This is a genomic window from Renibacterium salmoninarum ATCC 33209 (assembly GCF_000018885.1).
Classification (GTDB): Bacteria; Actinomycetota; Actinomycetes; order Actinomycetales; family Micrococcaceae; genus Renibacterium; species Renibacterium salmoninarum.
Window position 1 is genome coordinate 1,344,612 of sequence record NC_010168.1, and the last position, 15,057, is coordinate 1,359,668.

Consider the following 15,057-nt stretch of genomic DNA (forward strand, 5'->3'; position numbering starts at 1 on the left):
TTTTACAGACATAATGTCTATGTGACATCTGCGACCCAAGCCTCCAGCGCCCCAGCACACCCCACGCTGAACCGGCCCAACATGGTTTCTGTAGGAACCGTTGTCTGGCTCTCCAGCGAGTTGATGTTCTTTGCGGGGCTCTTTGCTATGTACTTCACTCTCCGCTCGACTTCTGGCTCTTTGTGGGCCGAAGAAGCTGCGAAGCTGAACTTCCCGTTCGCCCTGGTGAACACCATCATTCTGGTATCCAGCTCATTTAGCTGCCAGATGGGTGTCTTCGCCGCTGAGCGACTTCAACCCCGACGCGTAGGCGGTCCATTCGCCTTTGCCAAATGGGGTATGACGGAATGGTTCTTCCTTACCTTCATTCTGGGTGGGATCTTCGTAGCTGGGCAGTCCACCGAATATGCCATGTTGGTTTCCGAGCATGTAACGCTGTCTTCGAACGCGTACGGCTCAGCCTTTTACATGACAACCGGTTTCCACGGACTGCACGTTATTGGCGGTCTGATTGCCTTCCTGTTCATTATTGGTCGCGCCTACGCGGCTAAGAAGTTCGGGCATTTTGAAGCCACGAGCGCCATTGTGACTTCTTACTATTGGCACTTCGTCGACGTCGTCTGGATTGGCCTGTTCATGGTCATCTACGTGTTGAAGTAAGCCGAACCGAACTTGACTGCATTTCTAGCAGCGGAAGAATTCAGACAGCGGTCGATAAGACCGTCGAAACGAGAACAAAGGAACTTGACCGGTGAAGACACTTTCACAGAAGCGACGGCATCCTCTAGCAATCCTGGCATTGCTGCTGATGGGCCTGCTGGTGACAGGTGGGGTGTATACCCTCGCTACGACGGTCAATGAGGCCAAGGCAGAGACCACCAAATATTCCGCCGACGACGCAAAAGAAGGCGAGAAGCTCTTCCTCGCCAACTGTGCGACTTGCCACGGCATGGGCGCAAGCGGCTCGCCGGCTGGTCCATCTTTGGTGGGTGTAGGCGCAGCCGCGGTGGACTTCCAAGTTGGTACTGGCCGGATGCCGCTGCAGATGCAGGGCCCCCAGGCATACCAGAAGCCCCGCCAGTTTAACCATGAGCAGACTAAGCAGCTCGCTGCATACGTCGCTACTTTGGGCGCCGGGCCGTCTGTACCGGGCGAGGAATACCTTGACGGTAAAGGCAACGCCGCTGAAGGTGGCGAGCTATTTCGAGTCAACTGCGCAATGTGCCACAATGCGGCCGCGGCCGGTGGCGCTTTGACCCAAGGTAAGTTCGCGCCCTCGCTCGCCGGGGTCGAACCATCACATATTTACGAAGCGATGATCACCGGTCCGCAAAACATGCCGGTATTCAATGACGCCAACATCACCCCTGAAGGCAAGCGAGACATCATCACCTTCCTAAAGACCATTGAAGCTAATGGTTCTCCCGGTGGCGCTGAGCTAGGTGGACTTGGCCCAGTGGCCGAAGGCTTGTTTGTCTGGATCGCTGGCCTGGGCGTCGTTATCGCTTTCACTATTTGGCTGACCTCTAGAACCTCATGAGTTTGACTGGTCGCCAGTGCGGCCTCTGTTTAGATGATTTTGAAATATTCCCCGTAAAACGGGACGACAGAAGGAAGAAGGACAATGGGCGACCGTAGTGACGACCATCCGGCAGAGCTGGAAGGCACCTCGGAGGTCGAAGCTAAGTCTGGGCAGACGGTACTAGCGAAATTCCAAGATCCTGGAATTCCTCCGCACCGCCTCCGGCTGGCTGACACCGACCCTCGCGCGGCGAAACGCGCCGAACGCCAGGTTGCGGTGCTCTTCGGAATATCTGCGCTCGGCACTGTTTTGTTCTTTGTGGCCTACTTCGGCGTGCACCTAGACCAAAGCATTGGGGCCTTGCGCCTGCAGAATCTGCTGCTCGGCTTGGGAACAGCTTTCGCTATGCTCGGAATCGGCACTGGCATCGTGCATTGGGCCAAGGTCCTGATGCCAGACCACGAGGTTTCTGAGGAACGGCACGCGATTCGCAGCGAATCTGATCGCCAAGATGCGGTTCATATTGTTGACACTATTGCTGAAGAAAGCGGCATCAAGCGTCGACCGCTGATTCGTAACACCTTGATTGGGGCGATTGCCTTGGCGCCGTTGCCGGCAATCGTCATGTTCAGGGATTTGGACCTGAACCCGGATGTCAACAAACTCCGGCACACTATGTGGAAAGAGGGAACCCGTCTGGTTCGGGATCCAACTGGCACCCCGATCAAGGCTTCCGACGTTACGCTCGGCTCGGCTTTCCACGTTATTCCGGAAGGTTTGAACGAGCTCAAGGAAGGCAAGTTGAACGAAAAGGCCAAGGCCGTTGTTCTGCTGATGCGCCTTGACCCAGCTTCGTTGAACCCCTCCCCTGGTCGCGAAAATTGGGGCTACAACGGCATTGTTGCCTACTCAAAGATTTGCACGCACGTTGGCTGCCCCGTGGCGCTTTACGAACAGCAAACGCACCACCTGCTGTGCCCGTGCCACCAGTCGACTTTTGATTTGACCGAGGAATGCAAAGTAATCTTCGGGCCGGCTAAGCGTCCATTGCCTCAGCTGCCCATCAAGGTAGATTCTGAGGGCTATTTGGTGGCGCAAAGCGACTTCCATGAACCTGTCGGTCCGAGCTATTGGGAGCGTGGCTAAATATGAGCAATGCGACTAGCACATCAACTATCAGCCAACCTGGTGAGGCTACGTACAGGCCGTCGACGAAGGTCGGCAAAATTACCGACTTTGTCGATCAGCGCGTCGGCGGCTCCGGAATTCTCAAAGAGTTTGGCCGTAAAGTCTTCCCCGATCACTGGACCTTCATGTTCGGTGAGGTGGCACTTTATTCCTTTGTCATCTTGTTGCTGTCCGGAACCTTTTTGACCTTCTTCTTCGATGCGTCAATGGTTGAGACCCATTACAACGGTTCATACGTTCCACTCAAAGGCTTAGAGATGTCCGCGGCGTATAACTCGTCGTTGAATATTTCCTTTGAGATCCGCGGTGGGCTATTTATCCGTCAGGTACACCACTGGGCAGCGCTGCTTTTTGTGGCTTCCGTTTCGGTGCACATGCTGCGCGTCTTTTTCACGGGTGCGTTCCGCAAGCCTCGTGAGCTGAACTGGGTCGTTGGTGGCACCTTGGTGTTGCTATCAATGGGCGCCGGCTTCACTGGATACTCGTTGCCAGATGATTTGCTCTCCGGTAACGGTTTGCGCATTATTGACGGCATCTTGAAGTCCATCCCGGTCATCGGGTCCTATATTTCGTTCTTCCTGTTTGGCGGCGAATTCCCTGGTTCTGCGGTTATCGGCAGGCTATATGTGCTGCATATTCTGCTGATTCCGGCGATTATTTTGCTCATGATTGTGATCCACCTCTTCATGGTCGTGGTCCACAAGCACACCCAGTACCCGGGGCCGGGTCGAAGCGATAACAATGTTGTCGGTTACCCTTTGGGCCCGGTTTACGCCGCTAAAGCCGGTGGATTCTTCTTCATCGTCTTTGGCATCGTCGCAGCAATGGCGGCGGGTTTCACGATCAACCCGATCTGGAACTATGGCCCTTACGATCCTTCACCGGTCTCCGCGGGCACCCAGCCTGACTGGTACATCGGTATGTTCGATGGCGCCCTGCGTTTGATGCCGGGCTGGATGTGGGACTTCCCCTTTGAATGGGAAATTCCGCTGCCCTGGGGCACTAATACTTTGTCGCTGAACATTCTGCTTGCAGCCCTTGTGCCAGCTGGCATCGTCTTTGGTCTGTTGTTCACCTACCCCTGGATTGAACGCTGGATCACCAAAGACGATCGCGAGCACCACGTGCTCGATCGCCCGCGCAACGTTCCTACTCGTACGGCCATTGGCGTGGCAGGCATCGTCTTCTACTGCGTGATGTGGGCAGCTGCTAGCTCTGACTTGATAGCCACGCACTTCCACGTATCGCTCAATGACGTCACCTACTGGCTCAGGACGCTCTTCTTCATTGGCCCGATCATTGCTTATCAAGTGGCAAAGCGAGTTGCTTTGGCCTTGCAGCGTAAGGATCGCGAGATCGTCTTGCACGGCCGCGAGACAGGCCGGATCATCCGCCTGCCTCATGGTGAGTACAAGGAAAAGCATGCCCAGCTCGATGAATTCAAGCGCTACCGCCTGGTCAGCTTTGAATCGCCGAAGGTACTTCCAGGAGAACCCAATGAAAAGGGCATCGTGGTGCGCAAAGAAAAGCGTCGCGCTTGGCTCTCGAAGTGGTTCTTTGAAGATCGTGTTGCTCCAGTAACCCCTGCTGAGCACCGCAAGGCGCTTGAGCACCCGGCCCACGAAGATCACGTGGACCACGAAGCATTAGAAGCCAATGACAAGGCGCTAACTCGCTAACTGTTTTCGGCAATAAATAGCGAAGGGACCCAGTATTTTACTGGGTCCCTTCGCTATTTCATCGGTCAAAACCATTGGCAGGGGAATCAATAACTTAGCTACCCGGGCTTTGCTACCCCCTTCAGGCGGTCAACGAAGCCGGTGGTGGCATACGGACGAGAGGTGCGCGAGCCCGGGCGCTGTAGCGGCACCCAGAGCTTGTAGCGATCTGCGCGATAGTAAGACACCGAGTAGTCGACCACAATGCCAGAGACAAAAGCATGCCTTTGGATTTTCAATAGCGGCGCGCCGTTCTCAACTTTAAGCTGACGAGCGACAGACGGCGCCGCGGCAGCGGCCTCGATCATGTCCTCTCCCCACTCCATGACCAAGCCGTAGCGCTCCCCCAGTGTGTTGTACAACGACGACGGCGGTGGGCCGTCAGTCAGACCGGGAACACGGTAGCCCGGTATGAAGTTCTCATCCACGCTCATTGGTTCTTCGTCAGCCAACAAGAGTCGCCGAAATCGAACTACCATCTGACCTTCATGTAGCTGCAGCTCACGGGCAACGCTTGTACTGGCGGCGATGAGCTCAAAATCCAGGACTTTCGCATCGGGAACCATACCGCGGCGCTGCATCTCTTCCGAATACGACGTCAGCTTTACCTGAAGATCGACCTTAGGACGATGCACAAAAGTTCCAAGGCCAACAACCCGGTCCAGAATTTCTGCGGAAACCAGTGTGTCAATCGCCTGTCGCACCGTCATACGAGCCAAACCGAAGCGCTGAGCAATATCTCGTTCGGAAGGAATGGCGGTAGCAGAAGGGCCTTTGCCGGCTACGTACTCACGTAGCAAAGCAGCAAGCTGAAGATAGATTGGCGTCGCCGAGCTGCGATCAATCTGGCCCACAATTGAGTCCGCCGTATCGCTCATAGCCGCACCCTCCGGTCGTAACAGTTAATCAATTTTGCAACCCGCGCATTTGCTGGTCCTGCTCCAGCATAAGTGCCGCTAAGGTCGCGGGAGAGAAATGCTGGCCGCCTGGGGCCAATACCGAGAACTGGAGATTGCCGCATGATCAGCCGCCACGCCGTCGTAAGCTCTGCGATTGGACTGCACGCACGCCCAGCTGCCGAGTTTGTCAGAGCAGTTAGCGAGACCGGACTGCCAATTCGGATCACAAAAGTGACGGCCGACGGCGCAACCTCGAACCGAACGTCGGCCGACGCCCGCAGCCTTTTGGAAGTGATGACCGCTGATTTTCAACACGGTGAACAAGTTCAACTATCGATTGAATTCCCAGCTAACCAGAATGCTGAATCAATCCAAGAGATTGATCGTCAAAGCTTAGAAAGAAAACTAGAGGCGCTGGTGGCGATACTCGAACGCCAGTAGGCATAAAAACGTTTCGGGTGCATCCTCAGCTTCTGGGAAGAAATCGGCATACATACCATCCACAAGCGAGCATGCACCCGAAACGGCTGCAGACCTACAGTAATTATTTAGTGAGCGTGATCGCCACGGCTATATTCGAAGACCCAACCGACGAGCCCAATAGCGGCAAGACCGGCTGCGATGAAGAAGATCCACCAGCCGATTGCGACGCCGAGGAATGCGCAAGCGCAAGCAGAACCAAGCACTAGTGGCCACCAGCTCCAAGGACTGAAGTGTCCTTGCTCGCCAGCGCCTTCATGAATCTCGCCATCATTGCGATCTTCCGGACGTAAACCTACTCGCTTACCGGTGAAGCCAAGATAGAAGCCGATCATTACGGCTAAGCAACCCACAAGCAAAATGCCCAGGATGCCGACCCATTCGCTCCAATTAGTCATGAAGCCATAAACGACTGCTACGACGAAGAAGAACGGCGATCCGTACAAAAAGAGTTTGGACTCAATTTTCATTTGCTCTCTCCTGCCGCTTTATCAGCCTGATCGGCGTTGCCTAGCACGGTACCAGCTGCGCTGACGCCGGCCGTAGCCAGCTCGTCAGCGGTATGCCATTGCGCGAGCTCAGGGTGATGCAAGTCCAAAGCTGGTCGTTCAGAACGAATTCGTGGCAACGAAGTGAAGTTGTGTCGCGGCGGCGGGCAAGATGTTGCCCACTCAAGCGAGGCGCCAAAGCCCCAGGGATCATCGACTTCAACGCGCTTCTTTGAGCGCCAGGTGATGTACACGTTCCAGAAGAACGGAATCAATGAAGCACCCAAGACGAAGGAAGAAATTGTGGAGAACTGGTTCATCCAAGTGAATCCGTCTTCTGGGAGGTAGTCCGCATAGCGACGCGGCATACCGAGGACGCCCAACCAGTGCTGGATCAGGAATGTGCCATGGAAACCAAGGAACAGCATCCAGAAGTGAATCTTGCCCAGACGCTCGTTAAGCATCTTTCCAGTCCACTTAGGCCACCAGAAGTAGAAGCCTGCGAACATTGCGAAGACCACGGTACCGAAGACAACGTAATGGAAGTGAGCTACCACGAAATAGGTATCCGAAACGTGGAAGTCCAAGGGCGGCGAGGACAAAATGATGCCGGTCAGACCACCGAAGAGGAAGGTTACCAAGAAGCCCAAACTCCACAGCATCGGAGTTTCGAAGGTAATCGACCCTCGCCACATCGTTCCTATCCAGTTGAAGAACTTCACGCCGGTTGGCACCGCGATCAGCATCGTCATAAAGGAGAAGAACGGCAGCAAAACCTGACCGGTGACGTACATATGGTGCGCCCAAACAGTCACAGACAGTGCCGCAATTGCAATCGTCGCGTACACCAGGCCCTTATAGCCAAAGATCGGTTTTCGGCTAAAGACTGGGAAGATCTCCGAGACGATACCAAAGAACGGCAAGGCAATGATGTAGACCTCGGGGTGCCCGAAGAACCAGAACAAGTGCTGCCAGAGAATGGCTCCACCATTTTCGGGATCAAAAATATGCGCGCCAAATCTTCGATCCGCACCGAGCGCGAACAACGCTGCCGCGAGCGGCGGGAAGGCCATCAAAACCAAAATAGAGGTCACCAGTGCGTTCCAGGTGAAGATAGGCATCCGCCACATCGTCATACCGGGAGCACGCATACAAATAATCGTGGTGATGAAGTTGACGGCACCCAAAATGGTGCCAAAGCCAGACAGAGCCAAGCCAAAGACCCAAAGGTCGCCACCTATACCAGGTGTGAACGTGGTATTTGATAATGGCGCATAGGCAAACCAGCCAAACGAGGCCGCGCCTTGCGGAGTGATGAAGCCCGAGACCGCGATGGTGCTACCAAAGAGGAAGAACCAAAAGGCCAAGGCGTTCAGCCGAGGGAAAGCAACGTCAGGGGCGCCAATCTGCAGCGGCATGATCACGTTGGTGAAACCAGCAAACAGTGGAGTGGCGAACATCAGCAACATGATCGTGCCGTGCATCGTAAACAGCTGGTTGTATTGTTCCTTGGTCTGCAAAATCTGCATTCCCGGTTCAAACAGCTCCGCACGGATCAGCAACGCCATCACACCGCCGAGGCAGAAGAAGATGAACGACGCGATCAAGTACATGTAGCCGATCGTCTTGTGATCGGTAGAGGTGATCCAGTTGACCACCACTCGTCCTTTGGAGATCGGCACCACGGGTTCGTGGTTTTCAATCTGCTGGGGAGCAGTTTCAGTAAGTGTAGACACCTGTCCGGACCCCTATTTCTTCTCGTTCAGGTTGGGATTACGGTCATATTCGTTGCCCAGCGTGCCGGTATTGCCGGCTTGCTTGAGTTTCGCAAGATGATCCTGGAATTCTTGCTCGGTGACGACCTTCACCCGGAAAAGCATCTCGGAGTGGTACTCGCCGCAAAGCTCTGCACACTTGCCATCAAAAGTGCCGAGGGCCTTGGGTGTAAGCGTTATGTAGTTGGTCTTGCCGGGGATCATGTCCCGCTTTTGCAAGAACGCCGGTACCCAGAAGGAGTGAATGACGTCGCGTGAGTTGAGTTGAAACTCCACGCTCTGGTTGATCGGCAAATAAAGCGTTGGCAGCTTCTCTTTGTCGATGGGCTGACCGTTAAGCGGCGTCTGAGTGGTGGCTTCGTAGACACTCTCAGAAATATCGTTCCCGGCCAGGTAGTTGAAGTCCCATGCCCATTGCTTGCCACGGACGTCAATCTTCACCTGTGGGTTTGGATCGCGAGCATCAACAGATTGCTGATCGCGATCGGTGAAGTAGAAGAACACCAGAACCATGAACAACGGAATGGTCAGATAAAACACTTCCAAAGGAAGGTTGGCAGACATCTGTCGCGGGTAGCCCACCGTGTCTTTGCGACGACGGTAAGCGATGATGCACCAAATAATCAGACCCCAGGTGATGATGCCAACCGCAAGGGCGGCAATCCAGGAATTCACCCACAGATCAATGATGGTGCCAGTGTGGTTCGTGGTATCCCGTTCAGTCGGCAACCAGCCGTTTTTCATCTCGGGGGTACATGCCGACAAGACCAAGGCGCTCGCGACTCCCACTGCTGAAACAGTGAGGATCCTGGCGCGTCGGCTGCCGGTTCGGTGCTGCGAACTCACAGACGGCCCTTCCTTTTCTTGCACGTGCCTACTGGATGTCTCCGTGGCAACGTTCTGCATTCAAAACCATGCTCTTTTTTGTGTTCTACTACTGCGTGTAGAGAGTATTCCCTTAGAGCTTACCGCGCTCGGGAACTTTTTGCGCACACTGTGTCTAGCGCGTCAGATTCACTCGCTTGCAAGCTGATCTGCACACACGAAAGGCCCGGCAATCCGGGCCTTTCGTGTGCTGTAAAACTTAGTGGAATGAATCGCCGCAAGCGCAGGATCCACCCGCGTTGGGGTTATCAATGGTAAAGCCCTGTTTCGAGATGGTGTCTTCAAAATCGATACTCGCACCGTCAAGGTACGGAACACTCATCTTGTCTACAACGACTTCGACGCCGTCGAAGTCTCGCACTGCATCGCCGTCAAGCATGCGCTCGTCGAAATACAGCTGATAAATCAGTCCGGAACAACCGCCGGGCTGAACGGCGACGCGCAGACGTAAATCTGTGCGGCCTTCTTGTTCGAGCAAACTGCGAACTTTATCCGCAGCAACGTCGCTCAAACCGACTCCATGCACGGTAGGCTCCGCTGCCGAGACTGCGGGAGTTTCTGTCGTGGTCGTCATATCTGATTCCTAACTTTGGTGTACGACTATGGTACTTCTGAAGTGGCCAACTTCCCAGCCACAACCCGCTGAGAAACCTCTCCTCAGCTTTGACAACACTCGGGGCCTTGCAGTTGTTCCCGCAAAGCGAGGATCAAGAATTTAGTTTGGTGAGTAACAAAGCTTCGGCCAAGACTGCCTTTTCGAACTCTGCTAGATGCAGCGATTCATTGGCGCTGTGCGCGCGCGAGTCAGGATCCTCAACACCAGTAATAAGAATCTGGGCGTCCGGGTAGAGCTCGGTGAGATCCGCAATAAACGGGATGGACCCGCCTAATCCTGCTTCTACCGGGTTCACTCCCCAGGCAGTTTGTAAGGCCCACAACATACTTTGGGCAGCGGGTGCTGCGGTATCCGTGGCGAAAGCGCTTCCCTTCTCACCAGGAATGAAAGTCACCTTCGCGGTTTTGGGTGCGTGGTTTTCTACGTGTTGAGCTAGCGCATCCATCGCAGCCTGTGGGTCTTGACCGGGCGAAAGTCGCATGCTGACCTTCGCCGAGGCACGGGACAACAATGTATTGGATGCTACGGCTACCGCGGGTGCATCAATTCCAGTTACAGACAACGCCGGTTGGGTCCAAAGCCGCGAGGAAATGCTGCCCTTGCCGGAAAGTGCCAGCCCGGGCAGTACTGAGGCATCCGCCCGGAAGCCAGCTTCGTCGTAATCGATTTCCGGCTCTGCCGCTTGAATCAAGCCGTCAATTGCTACTGATCCTTCGTCGTCGTGCAGGGTAGCCAAAAGCCGAACCAGCTGCGTTGGGGCGTCAAGGATCGGCCCGCCGAACATACCTGAATGAACTGAGTGATCTAGAACATCTACTTGAATTACGGCATCGAGAACACCGCGCAAGCTTGTGGTCAGCGCGGGCACGCCTACCTTCCAGTTGGCTGAATCGGCTACCACGATGACATCTGCCCGCAGTAGCTCTTGGTGCCGTTCTAAGAAGTTGCGAAATGTTGGAGAGCCCGCTTCTTCTTCGCCTTCAATAAATAACGTGACGCCAACGCCAAAATCAGCGCCAAGCACTTCATTCACAGCACGAAGCGATGAGATATGCGCCATCACACCAGCTTTGTCATCTGCAACGCCTCGGCCCCAAAGACGGCCGTCTTTCTCTACCGGCTCAAAGGGAACCGAATTCCACAGGGTGCTGTCCCCCGGTGGCTGCACGTCGTGGTGAGCGTAAAGCAAAATAGTTGGCTTGCCGGGCGCCGCCTTCTTACGCGCAACGACGGCCGGGCCGCCCGGCGAGCCATCAGACTTAGCTTCACGGAGGATCTGTACGTCGTCAACACCGACGCTGCGAATCAGCTCGGCTACTGCCTCTGCGCTGCGGTCCAGATGAACTGGGTCAAATGCGTCCCAAGCAACGCCAGGGATTTTTGCTAATTCAATCAATTGCGCGACGGTGCGCTCGAAATCACTGTGGACTCGCGCTCTGAGCGCTTCGATGGTTTCCGGGGCCGGTTGAGAGGCAACTGGCGCGGCGGATTCTTCAGAAAAAGAGTTGCTGGTCATAAACCCGACATTACCGTTCAGCGTAATCGACTCCAAAGCCAATCTCAGGAAGGTATCCTAGATAGGTGTTTGGACGAAATAAAGAAGCCGCAACTGCCCAAGAGACAGCCGATGAGTTAGCTGCCGCCGCCGCGAAAAACGATCCGCGAGCCGGCAAGGGCACACCAACGCCTAGCCGCAAAGAGCAGGAGGCTGCTCGAAAGCGACCGTTGGTCCCCAATGATCGCAACGCGGCCAAGGTTGCGGACCGTGACGCGCGTCGCGAGGCTCAGCTCAAAACGCGGGCGGCCCTCGATACCGGAGACGAACGTTACCTGCCGATTCGAGATAAAGGACCGCAGCGTCGTTTCGCGCGCAATATGGTTGACGTCCGCACCAGCCTGGGCGAATTTGTCATGTTCATTGCCTTAGCAATTGTGGTTCTAACGCTCTTCGTTCCAGGCAGCATTGCGCTGCAGTCTTACATCTTTATTGGTTTTTGGGTGATCGTCTTGCTGGTTGCGATTGACGCCTTCTTCTTTGGCCGCCGGTTGAAAAAGCGGATTATCGCCAAGTTTGGCTCCGTCGATCAGGGCGTGGTTTGGTACGGCGTTGTGCGTTCATTGCAGTTCCGCCGTCTTCGCTTGCCCAAGCCGCAGGTAAAGCGTGGCGGAAACATCGAGGACTAAACCTAAAACAGTCAATCGAAAAGACCTAGCAAATTACCGTACGGTTTTTGCTAGGTCTTTGTTAATTCGGGCGGCCCAAAAAGGTCCTTCGTAGAGAAAAGCGGTATAGCCCTGAACCAGCGTTGCGCCGGCATCAAGCCGTTCGCGCACATCGGCCGCAGTTTCCACACCGCCAACTGAAATCAGTGTCAGCTTGTCGCCGACTACCGAGCGTAGGCGTTGCAGAACTTCCAAGGAGCGTTCCTTTAAAGGAGCGCCAGACAATCCACCCACGCCATAACTCATCACTTGGGCGGTCTCGGTGCGCAGATCTTCGCGGGTAATGGTGGTGTTGGTGCAGATCACGCCGTCGAGCTTCAGATCCAACGCAAGTCGGCCGACCTCGTCAAGGTCTTCGTTGCTGAGGTCTGGGGCAATTTTCACTAATAATGGCACGGCTTTACCAGCGGCGCTCACTGATGCGGCGCGGACCGCGGTAAGCAACGGTCGAAGAGTCTCGACGTCCTGCAATAGGCGCAAGCCAGGGGTATTCGGTGAAGATACGTTGACTACGAGGTAATCCGCCATCGCAGCAAGCTCACGAGTGCTCACCAAATAGTCTTCAATGGCATCCGCCAAATCAACCTTCTTGGTCTTACCAATGTTCACGCCAATCACAGGACGCGCTGTCCGATAACGGCGGTCCAAACCCTCCTGGGCTTTACGCAACCGAGGGGCGACCGCTGCCGCGCCGTCGTTGTTGAATCCCATTCTGTTGATCAACGCACGGTCCTCGACGAGCCGAAAAAGCCTTGGCTGCGGATTTCCTGCTTGGGCTTGCCCGGTGATGGTGCCCACCTCGATGTGCCCGAAACCTAGATCAGCTAACGCTTCAATGCCATGACCTTCTTTGTCAAAGCCTGCAGCTAAGCCAAAGGGCGACGGAAAGGTTCGGCCCAGCGCTTTGACTTGGAGCGACAATGCCGGTCGAGTCAGTGAACGCAAAATTGCGCCCGCTCCGGTCCGGTGAGCTAACCGAACTAGACCGAAGCCAATCCGATGCGCCCTTTCGGCATCCATCCAGGAGAAGCAGACACGGAAGAGGGTGGGATAAATTCGCATGTCTCTAGTTTTCCGTGAGCTGCTCACTTCGCAAAATGCGACTAACAAAAAGCAGCTGGTCGAGGGTTAGCATAAAACCATGGCACGGAGAAAAATCGGGGCGCGGAATGCTAGCCGTCAACTTCTTCAGGTGATCTGCGCATGCAAATACTGACCTGGTCCCCCGATGTTTTAGGCACGGGATACGAATCGACAGTTTTGAACGTCGGAGTAAAGGACTCGCTCAATCGTGTTGCCACCCTGGTACGGCATTTGCCCGCAGATCAAGTGAGCAAACCAGGCCAAGCAGTTTTGTTTTTGCACGGTTGGAGCGATTACTTTTTCAATAAAGACCTGGCTGAGTTTTTTACCGAGCAGGGCGTGGCCTTTTACGCGCTAGATTTCCATAACCACGGTCGGAGCCTCCGCACTGGTGATCTAGGCGGATTTGTGGCAAACCTGGATGACTATGACGCCGCATTGGCGAAAGCCATTGAGGTAGTTGGAAAGAACGTCGATTCAATCTACGGCACGCCCGCTGGCCCGATCGCGAAAACAAAAATAGCACTTATGGGGCATTCCACCGGTGGTTTGGTCGCTGCGCTCTGGACTAGTCGTTTTCCGGAAACCGTCAGCCATCTAATTTTGAACAGTCCGTGGCTGGAAATGCATGGCAGTTCCTTCGTTCGGCATGCTACTTATTCCATGGTGGAACCGCTAGCTCGTTGGTGGCCGCAAAGCCGAATTAAATTACCGGAGCGAAATTTCTATTGGCGCTCGATTTCAGCAAGTGCTGAGGGAGAGTGGGAATTGGACGATTCGCTTCGCCCACCGTTAGCTTTTCCGATCATATTTGGCTGGATGAGTGCAATTTTGGCCGGCCAGGCTCAGGTAGCGAAGGGTTTGAAGATCTCGGTGCCAATTTTGGTCCTGATGAGTGCGCGTAGCCTCAATGGGCCCCGTTGGCGTGAAGGAATGCGCAGTGCTGATGCAGTTTTGGATATTCAGACCATGGCAGCCAGAGCTATGACCCTTGGCGAAAGCGTCACGATAGAAAGAATCGACGGCGGTCTGCACGATGTACTGCTTTCGGAAAAACCTGTGCGTGATGAAGCATATGCACGCTTACGCCGTTGGCTGCACGGCTACATGTTTTACCAGGAGCCCGTTAAGCCAGCGGCTGGTGATCCTTCGTGAGTTCAGACGACAGATCAACAGCGCTGTATGAATCGGGTGCGCAGTCAACTTGGCAGGCTGATTTTCTTGGCCCGCACTTTGAGCGGCTGGACCTTGATTTGGGCCACGACGACGAAGGCCCGGTATGGGCGACCTTGATTCGGCGCAAGACGGCAGCTAAGAAGTTTGATGCTTCCTGGCTACGGCACGTAGTGCATCGCAATTTGCCGCAGGCGGCGACGCCACGGCATGCGGTGTTGTACCTACACGGTTGGGCCGATTACTTCTTTCAAACCGAACTGGCAGATTTCTTGGCGGACCGTGGCATCGCCTTTTATGCGCTCGACCTGCGCAAATATGGCCGGAGTTTAAGGCCCGGTCAATCTGAAGGATTCGCCGACGATCTGCAGATTTACGACCAAGATATTGAGGCGGCACTTGAGGCAATAGCTCAAGATCTAGGTCCAGAACATCAAGTTCACTGGCTAGCTCATTCGTTGGGCGGACTCATAGCCAGTCTGTGGGCGGACCGGCATCCGGGCAGAATCTGCTCATTGATTTTGAACGGGCCCTGGTTGGAATTACAGGGCAGCCGATTGGTCCGCCAGATTGCCACCCATCTAGTGGACCCGTTTGTTCGTTCCGATCCGCGCCGAGTGTTTCATTTTCCAGATATGTCTGCCTACTGGCAGTTCGTTTCTAAGACAGCGCAGGGCGAATGGGATCTAGACCCGGCTTGGCGTCCAGCACGATCGTTTCCTTTTCGTGCTGGTTGGATCAAAGCTGTTCTCAACGGGCACGCTCAGGTGGCTAAGGGGCTGCATATCGACGTCCCTATTCTGATGCTGCTCTCTGAACGGACACTGATCCAGGCGGACTGGAGCGAAGAAATGATGGGCGTCGACGCCGTCATCGACGTTCATGTGATGGCAAAGCTCGGCTTACAGATTGGCCGCAGGGTGATGGTGAACCGTTTTGATGGCGCTTTGCATGACGTGTTTTTGTCTCGGCCCTCGGTGCGAAAATTCGCTATATACTGAGTTAGG

At 54.8% G+C, this 15,057-nt stretch carries 15 protein-coding genes; 8 read left to right on the top strand and 7 right to left on the bottom strand.

The annotated features are described in order from the left end of the window. The first annotated feature begins 21 nt into the window (after positions 1-21). From ctaE to qcrB, 4 genes are all read left to right on the top strand, one after another. Entirely contained in the window at positions 22-660 is a 639-nt protein-coding gene (gene ctaE / locus RSAL33209_RS06850; RefSeq protein ID WP_459178745.1) for an aa3-type cytochrome oxidase subunit III, read from the top strand. 91 nt (positions 661-751) lie between these two features. Continuing rightward, entirely contained in the window at positions 752-1,540 is a 789-nt protein-coding gene (qcrC, locus tag RSAL33209_RS06855) for a cytochrome bc1 complex diheme cytochrome c subunit (protein ID WP_012244990.1), read from the top strand. Positions 1,541-1,624: 84 nt separating this feature from the next. Continuing rightward, positions 1,625-2,668 (top strand): cytochrome bc1 complex Rieske iron-sulfur subunit, encoded by a 1,044-nt coding sequence (gene qcrA / locus RSAL33209_RS06860; protein ID WP_012244991.1) that lies wholly within the window; start codon positions 1,625-1,627, stop codon positions 2,666-2,668. A gap of 2 nt (positions 2,669-2,670) precedes the next feature. Further along, positions 2,671-4,389 carry a cytochrome bc1 complex cytochrome b subunit gene (qcrB, locus tag RSAL33209_RS06865; protein ID WP_080503786.1) on the top strand — a complete coding sequence of 573 codons (1,719 nt, stop codon included), beginning with the start codon at positions 2,671-2,673 and terminating at the stop codon, positions 4,387-4,389. Positions 4,390-4,487: 98 nt separating this feature from the next. On the opposite strand, the gene RSAL33209_RS06870 is transcribed toward qcrB, so the two are convergent. Then, positions 4,488-5,306, bottom strand: a complete 819-nt coding sequence (locus RSAL33209_RS06870) for a GntR family transcriptional regulator (RefSeq protein ID WP_012244993.1) — start codon at positions 5,304-5,306, stop codon at positions 4,488-4,490. 141 nt (positions 5,307-5,447) lie between these two features. On the opposite strand from RSAL33209_RS06870, the gene RSAL33209_RS06875 reads away from it, so the two are divergent. Further along, complete coding sequence (locus RSAL33209_RS06875) at positions 5,448-5,768, top strand: HPr family phosphocarrier protein (RefSeq protein WP_041684564.1); 321 nt, start codon at positions 5,448-5,450, stop codon at positions 5,766-5,768. Positions 5,769-5,875: 107 nt separating this feature from the next. Here RSAL33209_RS06875 and RSAL33209_RS06880 read toward each other — a convergent pair whose 3' ends face one another. The 5 genes from RSAL33209_RS06880 to RSAL33209_RS06900 all read right to left on the bottom strand — a co-directional run bounded on the left by RSAL33209_RS06880 (position 5,876) and on the right by RSAL33209_RS06900 (position 11,087). Further along, a complete protein-coding gene (locus tag RSAL33209_RS06880; protein ID WP_012244995.1) occupies positions 5,876-6,277 on the bottom strand; it encodes a cytochrome c oxidase subunit 4 in 402 nt (133 codons plus the stop codon). Beyond that, the gene (gene ctaD / locus RSAL33209_RS06885) at positions 6,274-8,031 is read right to left on the bottom strand and encodes an aa3-type cytochrome oxidase subunit I (RefSeq protein ID WP_012244996.1); all 1,758 of its coding nucleotides are present in this window, start codon (positions 8,029-8,031) and stop codon (positions 6,274-6,276) included. The genes RSAL33209_RS06880 and ctaD overlap by 4 nt, the downstream gene beginning before the upstream one ends. Before the next feature lie 12 nt (positions 8,032-8,043). Continuing rightward, entirely contained in the window at positions 8,044-8,916 is an 873-nt protein-coding gene (gene ctaC / locus RSAL33209_RS06890) for an aa3-type cytochrome oxidase subunit II (protein WP_041685349.1), read from the bottom strand. A gap of 238 nt (positions 8,917-9,154) precedes the next feature. Continuing rightward, positions 9,155-9,529 (bottom strand): HesB/IscA family protein, encoded by a 375-nt coding sequence (locus RSAL33209_RS06895; RefSeq protein ID WP_012244998.1) that lies wholly within the window; start codon positions 9,527-9,529, stop codon positions 9,155-9,157. Positions 9,530-9,662: 133 nt separating this feature from the next. Next, positions 9,663-11,087, bottom strand: coding sequence for a dipeptidase (locus RSAL33209_RS06900; RefSeq protein WP_049758896.1), 1,425 nt, complete (start codon positions 11,085-11,087; stop codon positions 9,663-9,665). A 65-nt stretch (positions 11,088-11,152) separates the two neighbouring features. On the opposite strand from RSAL33209_RS06900, the gene RSAL33209_RS06905 reads away from it, so the two are divergent. Beyond that, positions 11,153-11,755 (top strand): DUF3043 domain-containing protein, encoded by a 603-nt coding sequence (locus tag RSAL33209_RS06905; protein ID WP_012245000.1) that lies wholly within the window; start codon positions 11,153-11,155, stop codon positions 11,753-11,755. Positions 11,756-11,788: 33 nt separating this feature from the next. Here RSAL33209_RS06905 and RSAL33209_RS06910 read toward each other — a convergent pair whose 3' ends face one another. After that, complete coding sequence (locus RSAL33209_RS06910) at positions 11,789-12,856, bottom strand: quinone-dependent dihydroorotate dehydrogenase (RefSeq protein ID WP_041684565.1); 1,068 nt, start codon at positions 12,854-12,856, stop codon at positions 11,789-11,791. Between the two features lie 141 nt (positions 12,857-12,997). Here RSAL33209_RS06910 and RSAL33209_RS06915 point away from each other — a divergent pair, with 141 nt between their 5' ends. Next, complete coding sequence (locus RSAL33209_RS06915; RefSeq protein WP_012245002.1) at positions 12,998-14,032, top strand: alpha/beta hydrolase; 1,035 nt, start codon at positions 12,998-13,000, stop codon at positions 14,030-14,032. Then, positions 14,029-15,051 (top strand): alpha/beta hydrolase, encoded by a 1,023-nt coding sequence (locus RSAL33209_RS06920; RefSeq protein ID WP_012245003.1) that lies wholly within the window; start codon positions 14,029-14,031, stop codon positions 15,049-15,051. The genes RSAL33209_RS06915 and RSAL33209_RS06920 overlap by 4 nt, the downstream gene beginning before the upstream one ends. Positions 15,052-15,057 lie beyond the last annotated feature (6 nt).